16 protein-coding genes are annotated in these 13853 nt (G+C 65.7%); 14 read left to right on the forward strand and 2 right to left on the reverse strand.

The annotated features are described in order from the left end of the window. Positions 1–4 precede the first annotated feature (4 nt). Entirely contained in the window at positions 5–454 is a 450-nt protein-coding gene (gene nrdR / locus LCC91_RS08555) for a transcriptional regulator NrdR (RefSeq protein ID WP_043698533.1), read from the forward strand. Here the strand turns inward: nrdR and LCC91_RS08560 are convergent. Together LCC91_RS08560 and LCC91_RS08565 are read right to left on the reverse strand one after the other, a co-directional pair. Next, entirely contained in the window at positions 423–1229 is an 807-nt protein-coding gene (locus LCC91_RS08560) for a sensor histidine kinase (protein ID WP_185974915.1), read from the reverse strand. The two genes, nrdR and LCC91_RS08560, sit on opposite strands and share 32 nt — an antisense overlap. A 208-nt stretch (positions 1230–1437) precedes the next feature. Further along, positions 1438–2010: a GspH/FimT family pseudopilin gene (locus tag LCC91_RS08565; protein ID WP_224440893.1), complete on the reverse strand. Its 573-nt coding sequence runs from the start codon at positions 2008–2010 to the stop codon at positions 1438–1440. A 66-nt stretch (positions 2011–2076) separates the two neighbouring features. Between LCC91_RS08565 and LCC91_RS08570 the strand changes: the two genes are divergently transcribed. From LCC91_RS08570 to tolQ, 13 genes are all read left to right on the forward strand, one after another. Beyond that, a complete protein-coding gene (locus LCC91_RS08570; RefSeq protein ID WP_082007434.1) occupies positions 2077–2568 on the forward strand; it encodes a GspH/FimT family pseudopilin in 492 nt (163 codons plus the stop codon). Between the two features lie 6 nt (positions 2569–2574). After that, a complete protein-coding gene (locus LCC91_RS08575; protein WP_052231354.1) occupies positions 2575–3096 on the forward strand; it encodes a type IV pilus modification PilV family protein in 522 nt (173 codons plus the stop codon). A 24-nt stretch (positions 3097–3120) separates the two neighbouring features. Beyond that, positions 3121–4011 carry a PilW family protein gene (locus tag LCC91_RS08580; RefSeq protein WP_043698524.1) on the forward strand — a complete coding sequence of 297 codons (891 nt, stop codon included), beginning with the start codon at positions 3121–3123 and terminating at the stop codon, positions 4009–4011. Between the two features lies 1 nt (position 4012). Next, a complete protein-coding gene (locus tag LCC91_RS08585; RefSeq protein WP_143898302.1) occupies positions 4013–4567 on the forward strand; it encodes a pilus assembly PilX family protein in 555 nt (184 codons plus the stop codon). 75 nt (positions 4568–4642) lie between these two features. Beyond that, positions 4643–5674 carry an IS5 family transposase gene (locus LCC91_RS08590; RefSeq protein WP_143898648.1) on the forward strand — a complete coding sequence of 344 codons (1032 nt, stop codon included), beginning with the start codon at positions 4643–4645 and terminating at the stop codon, positions 5672–5674. 175 nt (positions 5675–5849) lie between these two features. Continuing rightward, positions 5850–9350: a pilus assembly protein gene (locus LCC91_RS08595; protein ID WP_052231353.1), complete on the forward strand. Its 3501-nt coding sequence runs from the start codon at positions 5850–5852 to the stop codon at positions 9348–9350. Then, entirely contained in the window at positions 9347–9796 is a 450-nt protein-coding gene (locus LCC91_RS08605; RefSeq protein WP_318010111.1) for a type IV pilin protein, read from the forward strand. The genes LCC91_RS08595 and LCC91_RS08605 overlap by 4 nt, the downstream gene beginning before the upstream one ends. 37 nt (positions 9797–9833) lie before the next feature. Beyond that, positions 9834–10472, forward strand: coding sequence for a riboflavin synthase (locus LCC91_RS08610; protein ID WP_043698516.1), 639 nt, complete (start codon positions 9834–9836; stop codon positions 10470–10472). A 55-nt stretch (positions 10473–10527) separates the two neighbouring features. Continuing rightward, positions 10528–11688 (forward strand): bifunctional 3,4-dihydroxy-2-butanone-4-phosphate synthase/GTP cyclohydrolase II, encoded by a 1161-nt coding sequence (gene ribBA / locus LCC91_RS08615; protein WP_043698513.1) that lies wholly within the window; start codon positions 10528–10530, stop codon positions 11686–11688. Beyond that, positions 11685–12155, forward strand: a complete 471-nt coding sequence (gene ribH, locus LCC91_RS08620) for a 6,7-dimethyl-8-ribityllumazine synthase (RefSeq protein WP_043698510.1) — start codon at positions 11685–11687, stop codon at positions 12153–12155. The genes ribBA and ribH overlap by 4 nt, the downstream gene beginning before the upstream one ends. Before the next feature lie 92 nt (positions 12156–12247). Then, positions 12248–12703 carry a transcription antitermination factor NusB gene (nusB, locus tag LCC91_RS08625; protein ID WP_043698508.1) on the forward strand — a complete coding sequence of 152 codons (456 nt, stop codon included), beginning with the start codon at positions 12248–12250 and terminating at the stop codon, positions 12701–12703. Beyond that, positions 12681–13154, forward strand: coding sequence for a tol-pal system-associated acyl-CoA thioesterase (gene ybgC / locus LCC91_RS08630; RefSeq protein ID WP_052231352.1), 474 nt, complete (start codon positions 12681–12683; stop codon positions 13152–13154). Before nusB ends, ybgC begins: the two co-directional genes overlap by 23 nt. Then, positions 13151–13840 (forward strand): protein TolQ, encoded by a 690-nt coding sequence (tolQ, locus tag LCC91_RS08635; protein ID WP_043698505.1) that lies wholly within the window; start codon positions 13151–13153, stop codon positions 13838–13840. Before ybgC ends, tolQ begins: the two co-directional genes overlap by 4 nt. Positions 13841–13853: the final 13 nt, after the last annotated feature.

Raw genomic sequence — 13853 nt, forward strand, 5'->3', positions numbered from 1 at the left:
CGCCATGAAGTGCCCCTTCTGCGGACACGGCGACACCCAGGTGGTTGAGACGCGCGAGTCCGACGACGGGGCCTTCGTGCGCCGGCGCCGCCGCTGCGGTGGCTGCGAGCGGCGCTTCACCACCTATGAGCGGCCGGAGGTCACGTTCCCGCAGGTGGTCAAGAAGGACGGCCGGCGCGTCGACTACGACCCGGCGAAACTGCGCGCCAGCATCGCGCTGGCGCTGCGCAAGCGCCCCATCGCCACGGCGCAGATCGACGCCGCCATCGCGCGCATCGAGGAAAAGCTCCTCGCCGAACCGACGCGCGAGGTGCCCTCGCAGCGGCTGGGCGAGTGGGTCATGGAGGAGCTACACCAGCTCGACCAGGTGGCCTACGTGCGTTTTGCCAGCGTCTACCGCAGCTTCGAGGACGTCGACGCCTTCAGGACCCTGATCGACGAGGTGCGTCGTTGAGCGTCGACGGCTCGGTAGCCGCCTTTCGTTTCAGAGGCACGCTGACTTGCGCGACAAACTCGCCATCTGACTCGTATACCCGCAACCGTGCCGACGCGCCATGGTGCAGCGCGAGCCGCTCCCGCAGGTTGTTCAGGGCGATGCCATGGCCCTGCGCCGCCGGGCGATCGGCATCCACGATGGGGTTGCGCACAAACAGCACGAGCTGTGACGCGTCAGCAAACGCCTCCACCGTCACACACCCACCGCGCAAGCGTGGTTCCACGCCGTGGACCACGGCGTTTTCGACGAGGGGTTGCAGCGTCAGCGAAGGCAGCAGCGCATCCATCGGGGCGGCGTCCACCCGCCACTGCACCGCCAAACGCTCCCCCAGCCGCGCTTGCTCCACCGCCAAGTACGACCGCGCCAACGCAAGCTCCTCAGCCAACGTGACTTGATGGCGCGGCTCCTTCAACAGCGCGCGATACAACTCGGCCAAATCCTCCAACAAAGTCTCCGCGCGCTCAGGGTCGCGACGGATCAGCGCCAGCACACTGTTGAGGCTGTTGAACAAAAAGTGCGGTTGCATGCGCGCGTGCAGCGCTTGCAGACGGGCGTTGACCAAGGCCGGCAACAGGCGCTGCCGCTGCCAAGCCTCCCATAAAGCCGCCATCGCCAGCCACATCAGCACCCACGCCGTGTGCCGCAACGGGTCTGTACCGGGCGGTACCCGGTACGCTACCATCCAGGCATGCCCCAACGGGGCCATCATCACCGCCGCGACAGTGGCAAGCACCACGCCCACCGGGGCTGGGTAACGACGGGCAAGACACCACACCACCACCGCGGCACTCCCGGCAGCAATCGCACCCAAAGCGTGTCCAACCCAAGCTGCCGGTGCCCACGGTGTCGAATGCCACGCCGCCAATGCCAGCGTCGCCGCAAACATCCAACACCAAACCCGCACCAACAGCGCCATCGTTGGCGCGCGACGGCCACCGAGCTCAGCTGCACTCGCCCGCACTCAACGCCTCCTGTCGCCAACGCCCCGCAGCATTCATTACCAAACGCATGCCAAAACGCCCCGAATCGTCACACGCAACCAGACTGCCCGCCTGAAAAGCGCCTGTGTGTAGCCGCGACCGGCCCTGCGGGGTATACATGACGTACCGACCAACCGTCACAGCACCGCGCAACTGACTGCGTGCCCACACGCGCGAGGCGGGCCGCTGGCGCAACAACACCTCGTGAGGCACCGAGCGCCGCCCATCCCCATCGCCGTCCTCGAACACGATCCACCCGACGGACCACCCCTGCTCGGGGGCGCAGCGCTGCCCGTCCACACTGGGACACACCGTGACCAACAGGGACTTGGCCACCGCATGATAGCGCGCGGCATTCATATCGCTGACCCACAGCTGCGCCGCTTGCTGCAAAGCCCATCGCCGCCACAGCGATTGCAGCATCCCCGCCGCGCTGCAGACGAGGATCGCCACCAGCGCTGTGATGGCGAGGATCTCGACCAGCGTTATCCCCGCCAACGCCGCACGTGGCCCAAGACACGCAGCACCGTTCATCCTCCCAGGCATACACACTCGTCGGGCGGTACGTGGTACCGCCGAGTGTCCGTGTATTCTGTCCGCATGCCGCAATCCGTTCATCACCGTCGCGCTCGCTCAGTCGGTCTGACCCTCGTCGAGGTCATGGTCGTCGTTGCCATTTTGGCCATCATCGCCGCCATCGCCGGCCCCAATCTCCGGCCATTGGTGCAGCGTTGGCGCGTCGACGCAACCGCCAATGAATTGGCCAGCGGGCTGCGCTTGGCGCGGCAAGAGGCCCTGCGCCGTAACAATGGCGTCGAATTCTGCACCGTCAACAACGTGTATTTGGTGCGCACCGTCAATACCGCCCCGCCCGATATCAAACAAGAAACTTTGCGCAACGACATCAACGTGCAGAGCAACGTCCCGCCAAACAACGGTCTGTCCTGTATTACCTATCGGGGCGATGGCTTCCCACGCAGCGGTCTCGCGCCCGGCACCCGCCCCACCTGGACCGTGACCACCGGGGCCGCTGCGCGATCGGTGTGCGTCACGCCAGCCCGCATCGAGGTCGTCAACGGCAATTGCCCCTGATCAGCCATGTATCCCATCCACACTTTCTCGCATCAACGCGGCTCCACCCTCATCGAAACCATGGTGGCCGTGCTCCTTGTGGCCATCGGCATAGTCGGAATGGCTGCGCTGCAGGCCAAAACACTGCGCAACGCCTACAGCAGCCAGCAGCGCCAACAGGCGGTACTCAACATCCACAGTCTATTTGAATCGATGCAAGCCGCGGTCGACAATCGGCCGGTCGGGCAAAGCATTCAAAACGCGTTGGCCCCCTTCAACCTTGCACGAACCTGTGCCGTGCCGCAGGCCGCCAACACGCCCGCCACACAATGGTTGGCCAGCCTGAAACAAACGATCGGTGCCAACGCCGACAATGACGGCGTGTGCGGCACCATCACATGCCAAACAGTGCAGCGTGGCAACCCAGCTCGTACCGTCACCGAATGCACCGCAACCGTCGAATGGAACGACGAAGGCGGCAGCAACGACCGTAGCGCCAACGCGCGCAATCCCCGCCAGACCTCGTTGCAATCGACCATCGCGTTCTAAACATTGCCTTCGAGACCGCACAAAATGTCCACACACGACACCCGCAAGTGCACGCGCATCACACCACTGGCGCGTCCGCGTGGCCGCGGCTTCTCGCTCGTCGAGTTGCTCGTCGCCTTGGCCATCGCCTCCGTGATGATCCTCGCCGTTGCGGGGTACGCGATTGGCGTACGCGAGTCCAGCACCCAAACCGTCAACACCGCGCGCAACGAGGATGTGACGCGGCTGATCACCGAACTCGTCGCGCGCGACATCCGCAGCGCCGGCTATTCCCCATGCGGCACACGCGCCAACCTGGCGGCCAACGGTCAAACCATCGAAGTGTTTGGCCCCAACCCCGCGCTGCCTGCGCCTTTCACGGGGTTGAACAACGCCATGCGCATCGAATCCGCGGTTCTCGTGCGTTACGCCAACCCGGACACCGTCGCCGACGTAACCGTCAACGGCAATACGGCGACCCTTGCTGCCATCCCCGCGGCGTTCAACGACGCCAGCGGCTATCGAAACACTGACGTGCTCGTCTGCGACACGACCGAGCGCGCCGTTCGAACCAACGTCACCAACGTCAACGGAAACGATATCGTGCTGGCCAACTCACCGAACGTGTCGCCCACCTCTCGTCACCGTCTCGCCGTCATCGAGGAGCGTCTTTGGATTTATGGCAGCAACGACGCGGCGCGCGACTGCTCGGCCAACCGCTGCAGCATTTTCCTGGCGCGCGCCGTCACGCAAAACGGTGCATCTGTTGTCACGCGCGAGGAGTACGGCACCGACGTATGCCCGCTCACTTTCCAGCCGGATAACGCCGGCAACCCCCAGTCGGTGCAACTCCTCGGTGCCTCGCGACTGAACGTCAACAGCAACGCCCTCAACGGCTGCCGCGGGCTCAACCTCACCGTCGCGCGGAGGAATTGACATGACGCATTCCCACGGCTTGCGCCCCCCGGCCTCCGAAAGGGGGGCCGCTCTCATCGTCGCCATGATGGTGCTGTTGCTGGTCACCATCCTCGGAGTGGGTACCATCAAAGTCGCGATCGACCAAGAGCGCAGCACCGGCGTGTCGCGTGAGCGGCAGGAGCTGTTCTGGCTTGCCAGCGAAGCGGCGGACATGGAGTTCGCCCGCATCGACGAGTGCATCGCCAGCCTCGACGGGCAGGGATTCGACGCGCAACGCTGCGTGCTGCAGCGTACGCTACCCAATAAGGCGGTGGCGACACCAGCAGGTGCGATTCAACTGGCCGCTGACAGCGTGGTGCGCTGCAATAACCGCAACGCCAATTCCATCGCCGACTGCCGGGAAAGCAGCTTTTACGCCAAGTGCAATCGCTTTCTGAACAACCCCAATTACGGCCTGAGCGCCCAGGAGCCCGATTGCATGGTCTTTATCGTCAACACGCGGGCGCGTGGCCCCGCCAATCAAGGCCGGGCTGACACGGAATCGATCTACCTCATGATCGAGACCGTTGCATAACTGGTACATCCCCCGATGGCTGCGCGTGCAGGGTGATGTCCAATACCGGTATCGGACAGCCGCTGCCGCCAGAGCATGACCACCGAGAGCTTCTTCCTGCTGGGCGCACGCCCCCTGATCGAAGACACGCCGACCTACAAGCTGCACCAGCTCATCGATTGGAAGGCGATCGGCGCGCAGCTCAAGGGCCTGTACCGGCGCGAGCTCACCCGCGGTGGCGGCCCCGAGCCGTATGCGCCGCTGTCGATGTTCAAGCTCATGCTCTTGGGTCAGTGGCATGGGCTGTCGGATGCGGAACTGGAGCGGGCGCTCAAGGTACGCATCGACTTCATGGTCTTCTGTGGCTTCGACCCCTCGGCCGGGGAGATGCCCGATGCCAGCACCATCTGTCGCTTTCGCAACCGCTTGGTGCAAGCCAAGCTCGATCAGCGGCTGCTTTGCAGCATCAACCGCCAGCTCGAAGCCATCGGCGTCAAGGTCCAGGGCAGCACGGGCGCGATCGTGGATGCCACCATCATCGAAAGTGCTGCCCGTCCGCGCGTGACCATCGAGGTCAGCGAAGAGGAACCACAAATCACGACCAGCGCCGATGCGGATGCGCGCTGGCTCAAGAAAGGCAAGCAGTCCTATCACGGCTACCGTGGCTACGCCACCACGGACACCGAAGACGGCTATGTGCAACACGTCGAAGTCCACCCGGCCAACGAGGCCGAAGTGAACAAGCTGCCCCAAATCATCGAAGCCCACATCGCCGCCACTGGCGCCACGCCCGATGGGGTGCTTGCCGATAAAGGCTACGCGAGTGCTGCCAACCGGCAGTATCTGCGTGAGCGTGGTATCACTGACTTCATCCAGCACAAGGCCACGCGGGGGCACCCGCTCGATGCGGTGCTCAAAGCCTTGAACCGCCTGATCGGCACTGTGCGCTACAAGGTCGAGCAGTGCTTCGGCACGATGAAGCGGCGCTTCCATCTGGATCGTGCGCGCTACTTCGGGCGGGCGAAGGTGCAGGCGCAGATGTGCTGGGCAGCGATCGGCTTCAACCTGCTCAAAGCTCACCGCAAGCTCATGCGGCTGCAGACACAGGGGGCCAGTGCGCCCGCGTGAGGGCAGAAGCGGGCGAAAGGCCCAACAGAGCCCCGCCTGGGGTGGGGCAAACAGGGAAAACACCGCGCAAGCTGCTCAAAAAAGAGGCATCCAGGCGACGAAAAGGAGAGGAAGCCCCCGCTCGGCGGGGTTGTGCAACGGTCTTTGATCCCCTAATTGCCCCAGGGAAAACACCATGAACCCGAATCGCACCACCCGCACATTGGCCGCGTGCACGATCATCGCACTGCAATGCAACGCGGTATCTGCGCAAACCATCAATATCCCGACGGTACCGCTCAATGTATTGACGGCGGTCGACCCCAATATCATGCTGATTCTGGACGACTCGGGCTCGATGCAGTTCGAAGTCATGCCGGAATCCCTCATCTTGCAACAAACATATTATCTCTACCCACCCAATGGGCAAGTTTATGGAACCGGGGGCGTCTACGGTGACCGGATACCGTCGTTTGCGCCGACCAACCCCTACGGTGCGAAGCTGCGCAGCCCGCAGCTGAATTCGCTGTACTACGATCCTTCCATTACGTATTTGCCGTGGTCCAACGTGGATGGATCGCGTATGCCCAATGCCGACCCCTCATGCGCGCCTAACAACCCGACGCCGGTCTCCGGAACCAATCCGGGCTGCCGCAAGCTGAACGCGCAGCTCACCGAAAGGGCACGCTGGGTCACTTGTACCAGCGCCACCAGTTGCAGCGGCACACAAAACCAATCCGATTTAACGTACTGGCCGGCCGTTTACTTTCGCTACAACGGCGGCGATGCTTGGAATATCAATTCTTACACACGCGTAGAAATTCGACCCACCATTAGCACCTACAGCGGCGACGGCCGAGAAAAACGAACGGATTGCAACAACGGCGTCTGCACGTATCAACAGGAGATACAGAATTTCGCCAACTGGTACACATATTACCGATCACGCATTCTCGCTACGCGCGCCGGAGCAGGCCGTGTTTTCGCCACACTGGGCAGCAACGTGCGCGTGGGCTTTGCCGCTATCAACAAAAGCGCATCCAACGTAGATGGCGTCAACCATTACGCGGTCGTTTCTGGTGTGCGGTCGTTTACTGGCAGCGACCGAACCAATTTCTTCGATCAACTCTATCGCCGGCCCATCCCGCAAAGCGGGACACCACTGCGCAAAGCGCTCGACGCGATCGGCCAGTACTACATGCGCAGCGACGACCGGGGACCGTGGAGCTCCACTCCCGGGGTGGCTGGTGGCACCGAAGCGACCTGCCGCCGCTCGTACGCCATCCTGATGACCGATGGGTATTGGAACCTAGCGGAAGCGGAAACCGCCGCCGCCCGTGCCAACAATGACGGCACCAGCGGCCCCACCATCACGGGCCCTGGAGGGCGAACCTACACGTACACGGCGCGCAGCCCCTTCCGCGATTCGTACAGCAACACGCTGGCCGACATCGCGATGCACTACTGGAAAAACGACCTGCGGCCCAATCTGACGAACAATATCACCCCGACACAGAAAAACCCGGCGTTTTGGCAGCACATGGTCACGATGACCATTGCGCTGGGGCTCGACGGCATGACGGTGGACCCCGACGCGGCGTTCGCCGCCATCGACTCGGGGGCCACGATCAACTGGCCTGATCCGCAAACCAACAGCCCGAACACCGCGTCGGTCCCGACGCGGCTGGACGATCTATTGCACGCCGCGGTCAACAGCCGCGGCACGTTTGCCAGCGCGCGGTCGCCCGAGGTGCTCGAATCCGCCTTCCGTGCCGCCCTCAACGAAATCGCGAACCGCAACACCTCCAACACTGGGGTGGTTTCGAACACGCGGCGCTTCAGCGACTCCGCGCTGTTTTTCAAGACCGAGTACGACACCACGGACTGGCGCGGGGAGTTGCGCGCGCTTCGCCCGTCCGTGACTGCTGGCACCGGCGAGCAGGTCTGGGCGGCCTCGCAAAAGCTGCCCGATCACGCAGCGCGGCAAATCTACACCCGCACCAGCTCGGGCAGCGGGGTGGCCTTCCGCTGGTCGGCGCTGCCCAGCGCGGAGCGGACACTGGTGCAGTCGGAAGCCATCGTCAACTACATCCGCGGTGACCGCTCGGGTGAAGTCTCGCGCGGTGGTACGCTGCGCAACCGCACGTCTTTGCTGGGCGATATCGTGCACTCGGAACCGGTTTACTACCCGCACAGCGATGGCGGGGTGCTGTACGTCGGTGCCAACGACGGCATGCTGCACGCATTCGACGCGCGCACGGGCACCGAGTTGTTCGCATACATCCCGCGCGCGCTGCTGGGCGCGCTGCCCTCCCTCGCGTCGCCCACCTACCAACACCGCTTCTTCGTCGACGGAGCCATCTCGATCGCGCCACGCATCGTCTCCGTCAACGGCCGAGACGTCCTGCCGCTGGTGGCCGCCACGGGGCGTGGCGCGCGTGGTCTGCTCGGTCTCAACATCCGCACGCCGCGCGCGTTCGGCACCGCGGACGTGCTGTGGGAGCGCATCGACGACGATGCGGACATGGGGCACATTTTGGGCAAGCCGATCCAGGCGCTGGTGGCCGGCGGCTCGGGCTCGGCCCGCCCGGTCGTGATCACCGGCAACGGCTACAACAGCCCCAACGGCAAGGCAATGCTGTTCGTGATCGATGCGGTCACGGGACAGACGATCCGCAAGATCGACACCGGCATCGGCGTGGCCAACGGCCTGAGCACACCGACCGCGCTCGACAAGAACAACGACGGTTTGGTAGACACGGTCTACGCTGGCGATCTCAGAGGCAATCTGTGGAAGTTCGACCTGTCGTCGGACAACTCCAGTAACTGGAAGGTGGCGCTCGGTACCACTGCGCAGCCATTGCCGCTCTTTACCGCCGTCGCCCCCGGAACAGGCGGCCTGGCGCAACCCATCACCGCGGCACCCACTTGGGCCTACGCGCCCCCCAGCGTGGGCAATGCGCTGGCGGGCAAGTTGTTCGTCTTCTTCGGCACCGGGTCGTACTTCCAGGCCACGGATCCGTCCAACACACAAGTGCAAAGCCTCTATGCCATCGTCGACGATGGAGCGGCGGTCACACCACTCACCCGGGCCCAGTTGGTCAGCCGACCCTCGCCCGTGGACACCACCTACAACGGTGTGGATGTACGGGTTTTTGGCAACCCCTTGACCCCTCAACAGCAAAGCCAGATTGGGCCCACCTACAAGGGATGGGTCATCGATTTCAACACCCAAGTTGGCGAGCGCTTCGTCGTACAACCCGAGATCGTCTACAGTCAAAAAATGGTTCTGGAGGCCCGCTCCCTCATTCCCAGCACCGACCCCTGCATCCCCAGCCTGCGTGGATACGCAAACCGCATCGACCCGTTCTGGGGCGTGAACCTGGACTTCGGGTACGTGGACGTCAATCGCGATAAAAATTTCGACAACGATACGGTCACGATTGGCGGACAACCCCGTTTCGTCAACAGCACGGCGACGGGGAATGTGCTGGGCTCGGATGCTGCAATGAGTGTCCCCGCCGACCAGCTCGATCCCAACAATGGCGGACCCATTGGGGGCGGCGGAAACAATCCGCCCGAGCGGCTGCGCGCGGGCAGCTGCACGGCGCTGGCCACGCAGATCAACGCCAGTGGTGAGCGCACCCGCGTCGCGAACTTCAGCTGCCGAACCGCTTGGCGCGAAGTCGTTCAATGAACCCCATCGACACACCCACACGGAGCACACACATCATGTCGATCCACCGACAGCAAGGGGTTACGCTCATCGAGATCATGATCGTCGTGGTGATCATTGGGGTGTTGGCGAGCATCGCCTATCCCAACTACACCGAGCACGTACGCACGGGCCGACGCACATCCGCCCAGGCGTGCCTGCTCGAGTTGTCCCAGTTCATGGAGCGGGAGCGGACGTTGCGCATGACGTACGCCAATATCGCCCTGCCGCAGCTGGCTTGCGTGAACGAAACGGCCCCGTTCTACACCTACCAATTTGCGGCCAATCAGCCCACCGCCACCACCTACACCATACGAGGCGTTCCGCAAGGCATTCAGGCCAACGATCGGTGTGGCACGATGACCATCGATCATTTGGGTAACCGAGGCGTCAGCCGGGGCAACGTGCAGGACTGTTGGCGACAGTAGCCCGAAAAGCCGGTCCGGCCTCGGGTACGATGGCGGTATGTTTACCGGCATCGTTACGGCCATTGGCCAGATCACCGCGGTTGCCGCGCTCGGCGCGGACGAACGCCACGGCGTTCGCCTCACGGTGGACGCGCCTGCGGGCTACTTGAACGACGTGTCGCCAGGGGACAGCATCGCGATCAACGGGGCGTGCATGACCGTGACCACGCTCGACGTGCCGGTCGGTGCGTTCACGGTGGACGTCTCGGCCGAGTCGCTGGCACGCACCGCGGGGCTGGACCGCCCCGGCCCCGTGAACCTGGAGAAGGCGATGCGCCCTCAGGATCGGCTCGGCGGGCACATCGTCAGCGGCCACGTGGACGGCGTCGGCACGGTCACGCGGCTCGCGCCGGTGGGCGAATCGTGGAACCTGCGCGTGCTGGCACCGCCGGCGCTGGCCCGGTATCTCGCGTACAAGGGCTCGATCACGGTCAATGGCGTCAGCCTCACGGTCAACGCGGTCGAGGACCGCACGGACGGCTGCGAGGTCAGCATCAACCTGATCCCGCACACGATGCAACACACGGCGCTGGGGATGCTCGGCGTCGGCGCCCGGGTGAACCTCGAGGTGGATATGATTGCGCGTTACGTCGAGCGCATGCTGTCGCTCGCGGCCGCGCCGACGGCCGACCGCTGACCCCCGTCGCGCCCCGCGCGCACGGGGGTCGCCGCCTCCCCCGGGATAGTCCACGATGAGCACCGCCCCCTCCCCCGCCGCGGCCGACGCCGTGGCCCCGATTTCCCCCGTCGAGATCATCGTCGCCGAGCTGCGCGCCGGCCGCATGGTCATCCTCGTGGACGAGGAGGACCGCGAAAACGAGGGCGACCTCGTCCTCGCGGCCGACCACGTCACGCCCGAGGCGATCAATTTCATGGCCAAGTACGGCCGCGGGCTGATCTGCCTGACGCTGACGCGCGAGCGTTGCGAGCAGTTGCGCCTGCCGCCGATGGTGCCGCGCAATGGCACGAAGATGGGCACGGCCTTCACCGTCTCGATCGAGGCGGCGGAAGGCGTCACCACCGGCATCTCGGCCGCCGACCGCGCGCACACGATCCGCGTCGCCGTCGCGCCCGACGCCAAGCCCGACGATCTGGTGCAGCCCGGCCACGTCTTTCCGCTGCAGGCGGTGGACGGCGGCGTGCTGATGCGCGCCGGCCACACGGAGGCGGGCTGCGACCTGGCGGCGATGGCGGGCTGCACGCCGGCGGCGGTGATTTGCGAGATCATGAACGACGATGGCACGATGGCGCGGCTGCCGGATTTGCAGCGCTTCGCCGCGCGCCACGGGCTCAAGATCGGCACGATCGCCGACCTGATCGAGTACCGCAGCCGCACCGAAAGCCTGGTGCAGCGCGTCGCGAGCCGGCCGCTGTCCACCGCGTTCGGCCCGTTCACCGCGCACGCATACCGCGACCGCACCAGCGGCGGGGTGCACCTCGCGCTGGTCGTCGGCACCTGGGCGGCCGATGCGGTGGTGCCGGTCCGGGTACACGAGCCCCTGTCCGTGCTGGACGCGCTCGAGGTGGGCCGGCGCATGCACTCGTGGAGCCTGGAAGCGGCGCTGCGCCACCTGCAGCAGACGGGGTGCGGGGTGGCCGTGCTGCTCAACGCCGGCGAGTCGGGCGAGCAGTTGCTCGCGCAGTTCGAGGGCACGGCGCGCGCGTCGCAGGCGCCCGAGCGCGGGCGCATGGACCTGCGCACGTACGGCGTGGGCGCGCAGATCCTGCGCGACTGCGGGGTGCACCGCATGCAGCTGCTGGGCCCGCCGCGCCGCATGCCGAGCATGACCGGCTATGGGCTGGAGGTCGTGGGGTTTCTCAGCCCCGCAACGATGGAAGGATCGACATCATGATGGGAGCCCACAAGGGCGAGGGACCGGCGCTGGACGGCCGGGGGCTGCGCATCGGCATCGTGCAGGCGCGCTTCAACCAGGGTATCACCGATGCGCTCGCGGCGGCGTGCCGCGCAGAACTGCAGGCGCTGGGCGTGGCGGACGCGGACGTGGCGCTGGAGCAGGTACCGGGGGCACTGGAGGTGCCGCTGGCGCTGCAGGCGATGGCGGAGAGCGGCCGCTTCGATGCGCTGGTCGCGCTGGGCTGCGTGATCCGCGGCGAGACCTACCACTTCGAGCTGGTGTGCAATGAGTCGGCCGCGGGCATCACCCGCGTCGCGCTGGACCACCACATCCCGATCGCCAACGCCATTCTGACCGTGGAGAACCTCTCGCAGGCGGTGGCGCGGCAGGAGGAGAAGGCGCGCGACGCGGCCCGCGTGGCCGTGGAGATGGCGCGGCTGCTGCAGCGCTACGGGGACGACTGACCCCTGGCACCCGCTCGGGGCGAGATGACGCGCTCTCCTGCGCTTCGAAGCCGCACAATCCGAAGCCCGCGCGGTCTGGGACAATAACGCCCATGACCAAAAGTTCGGAAAAATCCGCCCGCACCCGGGCGCGCGAGTTCGCCCTGCAGGGGCTGTACCAGCACCTGGTCGGCCGCAACGCCGCGCAGGACATCGACGCATTTACCCGCGACCTGAGCGGCTTCCACAAGGCCGACAGCGCGCACTACGACGCGCTGCTCCATGGCTGTATCGCGGAAAGCGCCGAGCTCGACGCGCGGCTGGCGCCGCTGCTCGATCGGCCGCTCGCGGAGCTGTCACCGATCGAGCACGCCGTCCTGTGGATCGGTGCCTACGAGTTCCTGCACTGCCCGGACGTCCCGTGGCGCGTCGTCATCAACGAGTGCATCGAGCTGGCCAAAGCGTTCGGCGGTACCGACGGCCACAAGTTCGTCAATGGCGTGCTCAACCGGCTCGCACCACAGGTGCGCGGCGAGGAGGTGGCCCGTGACCCCGCCCGCCGCGGCTGACGCATCCGCCCCGCGCCACACCTGGCCGATACGCGTCTACTGGGAAGACACCGACGCGGGCGGCATCGTCTATTACGCGAACTACCTGAAGTTTTTCGAGCGCGCGCGCACCGAGTGGCTGCGCGGGCTCGGGCTGGAGCAGCACACGCTGCGCGAGCAAACCGGCGGCATGTTCGTCGTCAGCGCGGCGGAGGTACGCTACCTGCAACCGGCGCGGCTGGACGACCGGCTGGAGGTGCACACCACGGTGCGGGAACTCGGCCGCGCTTCGGTGACACTGCACCAGCAGGCGTGGCGCGTGGCCGATGCGCCCACCCTGCTGTGTGAGGGCACGGTGCGCATCGGCTGGGTCGAGGCAGCGACGCTGCGACCGGCACGCCTGCCCGCCGCGCTCGCGCAGCGCCTGCGCGCGACACGGCCCGCGCCCACCGACCGGGATCTGCACCCATGACCCACACCTTCTCCGTCGTCGAACTGATGCTCAACGCCTCCTGGGTGGTCCAGGCGGTGGTGCTGCTGCTCATCGGCGTGTCCATCATGAGCTGGGCGGCGATTTTTCGCAAGGTCTTCGCGCTCAAGCGCGTGCGGCGCCTGACCGACGCGTTCGAGCGCGACTTCTGGTCCGGCGGCAGCCTGCAGGACCTCTACGTCGTCGCGACGCGCAACGCGCGCGAAGGCAGCCCGATGGAGCGCATCTTTGCCAGCGGCATGCGCGAGTTCCAGAAGCTGCGCGAGCGCCGCATCACGCAGCCGGACGCGCTGCTCGACGGGGCGCGGCGCGCGATGCGCGCGGCCTACCAACGCGAACTGGACGCGCTGGAGGTCAACCTGTCGTTCCTCGGGTCGGTCGGGTCGGTCTCGCCCTACGTCGGCTTGTTCGGAACCGTCTGGGGCATCATGCACGCGTTCACCGGGCTGGCGGCGTTGACCCAAGTGACGCTGGCGACCGTGGCGCCGGCGATCGCCGAGGCGCTCGTGGCCACCGCGATCGGCCTCTTCGCCGCCATCCCCGCGGTGGTGGCGTACAACCGCTTCGCGCACGATATCGACCGCATGGCCAACCGGCTCGAAACCTTCATCGAGGAGTTCTCCAACATCCTGCACCGCCACGCCGGTGCCACGCCCGCGGGCCACTGACCGTCCGCGATCC

This window comes from Tepidimonas taiwanensis (assembly GCF_020162115.1).
Lineage (GTDB): Bacteria > Pseudomonadota > Gammaproteobacteria > Burkholderiales > Burkholderiaceae_C > Tepidimonas > Tepidimonas taiwanensis.

Bases quoted from the DNA above. Each gene is read 5' to 3' on its own strand.
- LCC91_RS08585 (WP_143898302.1), top strand. From the start codon at position 4,013: ATGACGCATTCCCACGGCTTGCGCCCCCCGGCCTCCGAAAGGGGGGCC.
- LCC91_RS08570 (WP_082007434.1), top strand. From the start codon at position 2,077: ATGCCGCAATCCGTTCATCACCGTCGCGCTCGCTCAGTCGGTCTGACC.
- LCC91_RS08590 (WP_143898648.1), top strand. From the start codon at position 4,643: ATGACCACCGAGAGCTTCTTCCTGCTGGGCGCACGCCCCCTGATCGAA.
- LCC91_RS08610 (WP_043698516.1), top strand. From the start codon at position 9,834: ATGTTTACCGGCATCGTTACGGCCATTGGCCAGATCACCGCGGTTGCC.
- LCC91_RS08565 (WP_224440893.1), bottom strand. From the start codon at position 2,010: ATGAACGGTGCTGCGTGTCTTGGGCCACGTGCGGCGTTGGCGGGGATA.
- tolQ (WP_043698505.1), top strand. From the start codon at position 13,151: ATGACCCACACCTTCTCCGTCGTCGAACTGATGCTCAACGCCTCCTGG.
- LCC91_RS08575 (WP_052231354.1), top strand. From the start codon at position 2,575: ATGTATCCCATCCACACTTTCTCGCATCAACGCGGCTCCACCCTCATC.
- nrdR (WP_043698533.1), top strand. From the start codon at position 5: ATGAAGTGCCCCTTCTGCGGACACGGCGACACCCAGGTGGTTGAGACG.
- ribH (WP_043698510.1), top strand. From the start codon at position 11,685: ATGATGGGAGCCCACAAGGGCGAGGGACCGGCGCTGGACGGCCGGGGG.
- LCC91_RS08595 (WP_052231353.1), top strand. From the start codon at position 5,850: ATGAACCCGAATCGCACCACCCGCACATTGGCCGCGTGCACGATCATC.
- LCC91_RS08605 (WP_318010111.1), top strand. From the start codon at position 9,347: ATGAACCCCATCGACACACCCACACGGAGCACACACATCATGTCGATC.
- ribBA (WP_043698513.1), top strand. From the start codon at position 10,528: ATGAGCACCGCCCCCTCCCCCGCCGCGGCCGACGCCGTGGCCCCGATT.
- nusB (WP_043698508.1), top strand. From the start codon at position 12,248: ATGACCAAAAGTTCGGAAAAATCCGCCCGCACCCGGGCGCGCGAGTTC.
- LCC91_RS08580 (WP_043698524.1), top strand. From the start codon at position 3,121: ATGTCCACACACGACACCCGCAAGTGCACGCGCATCACACCACTGGCG.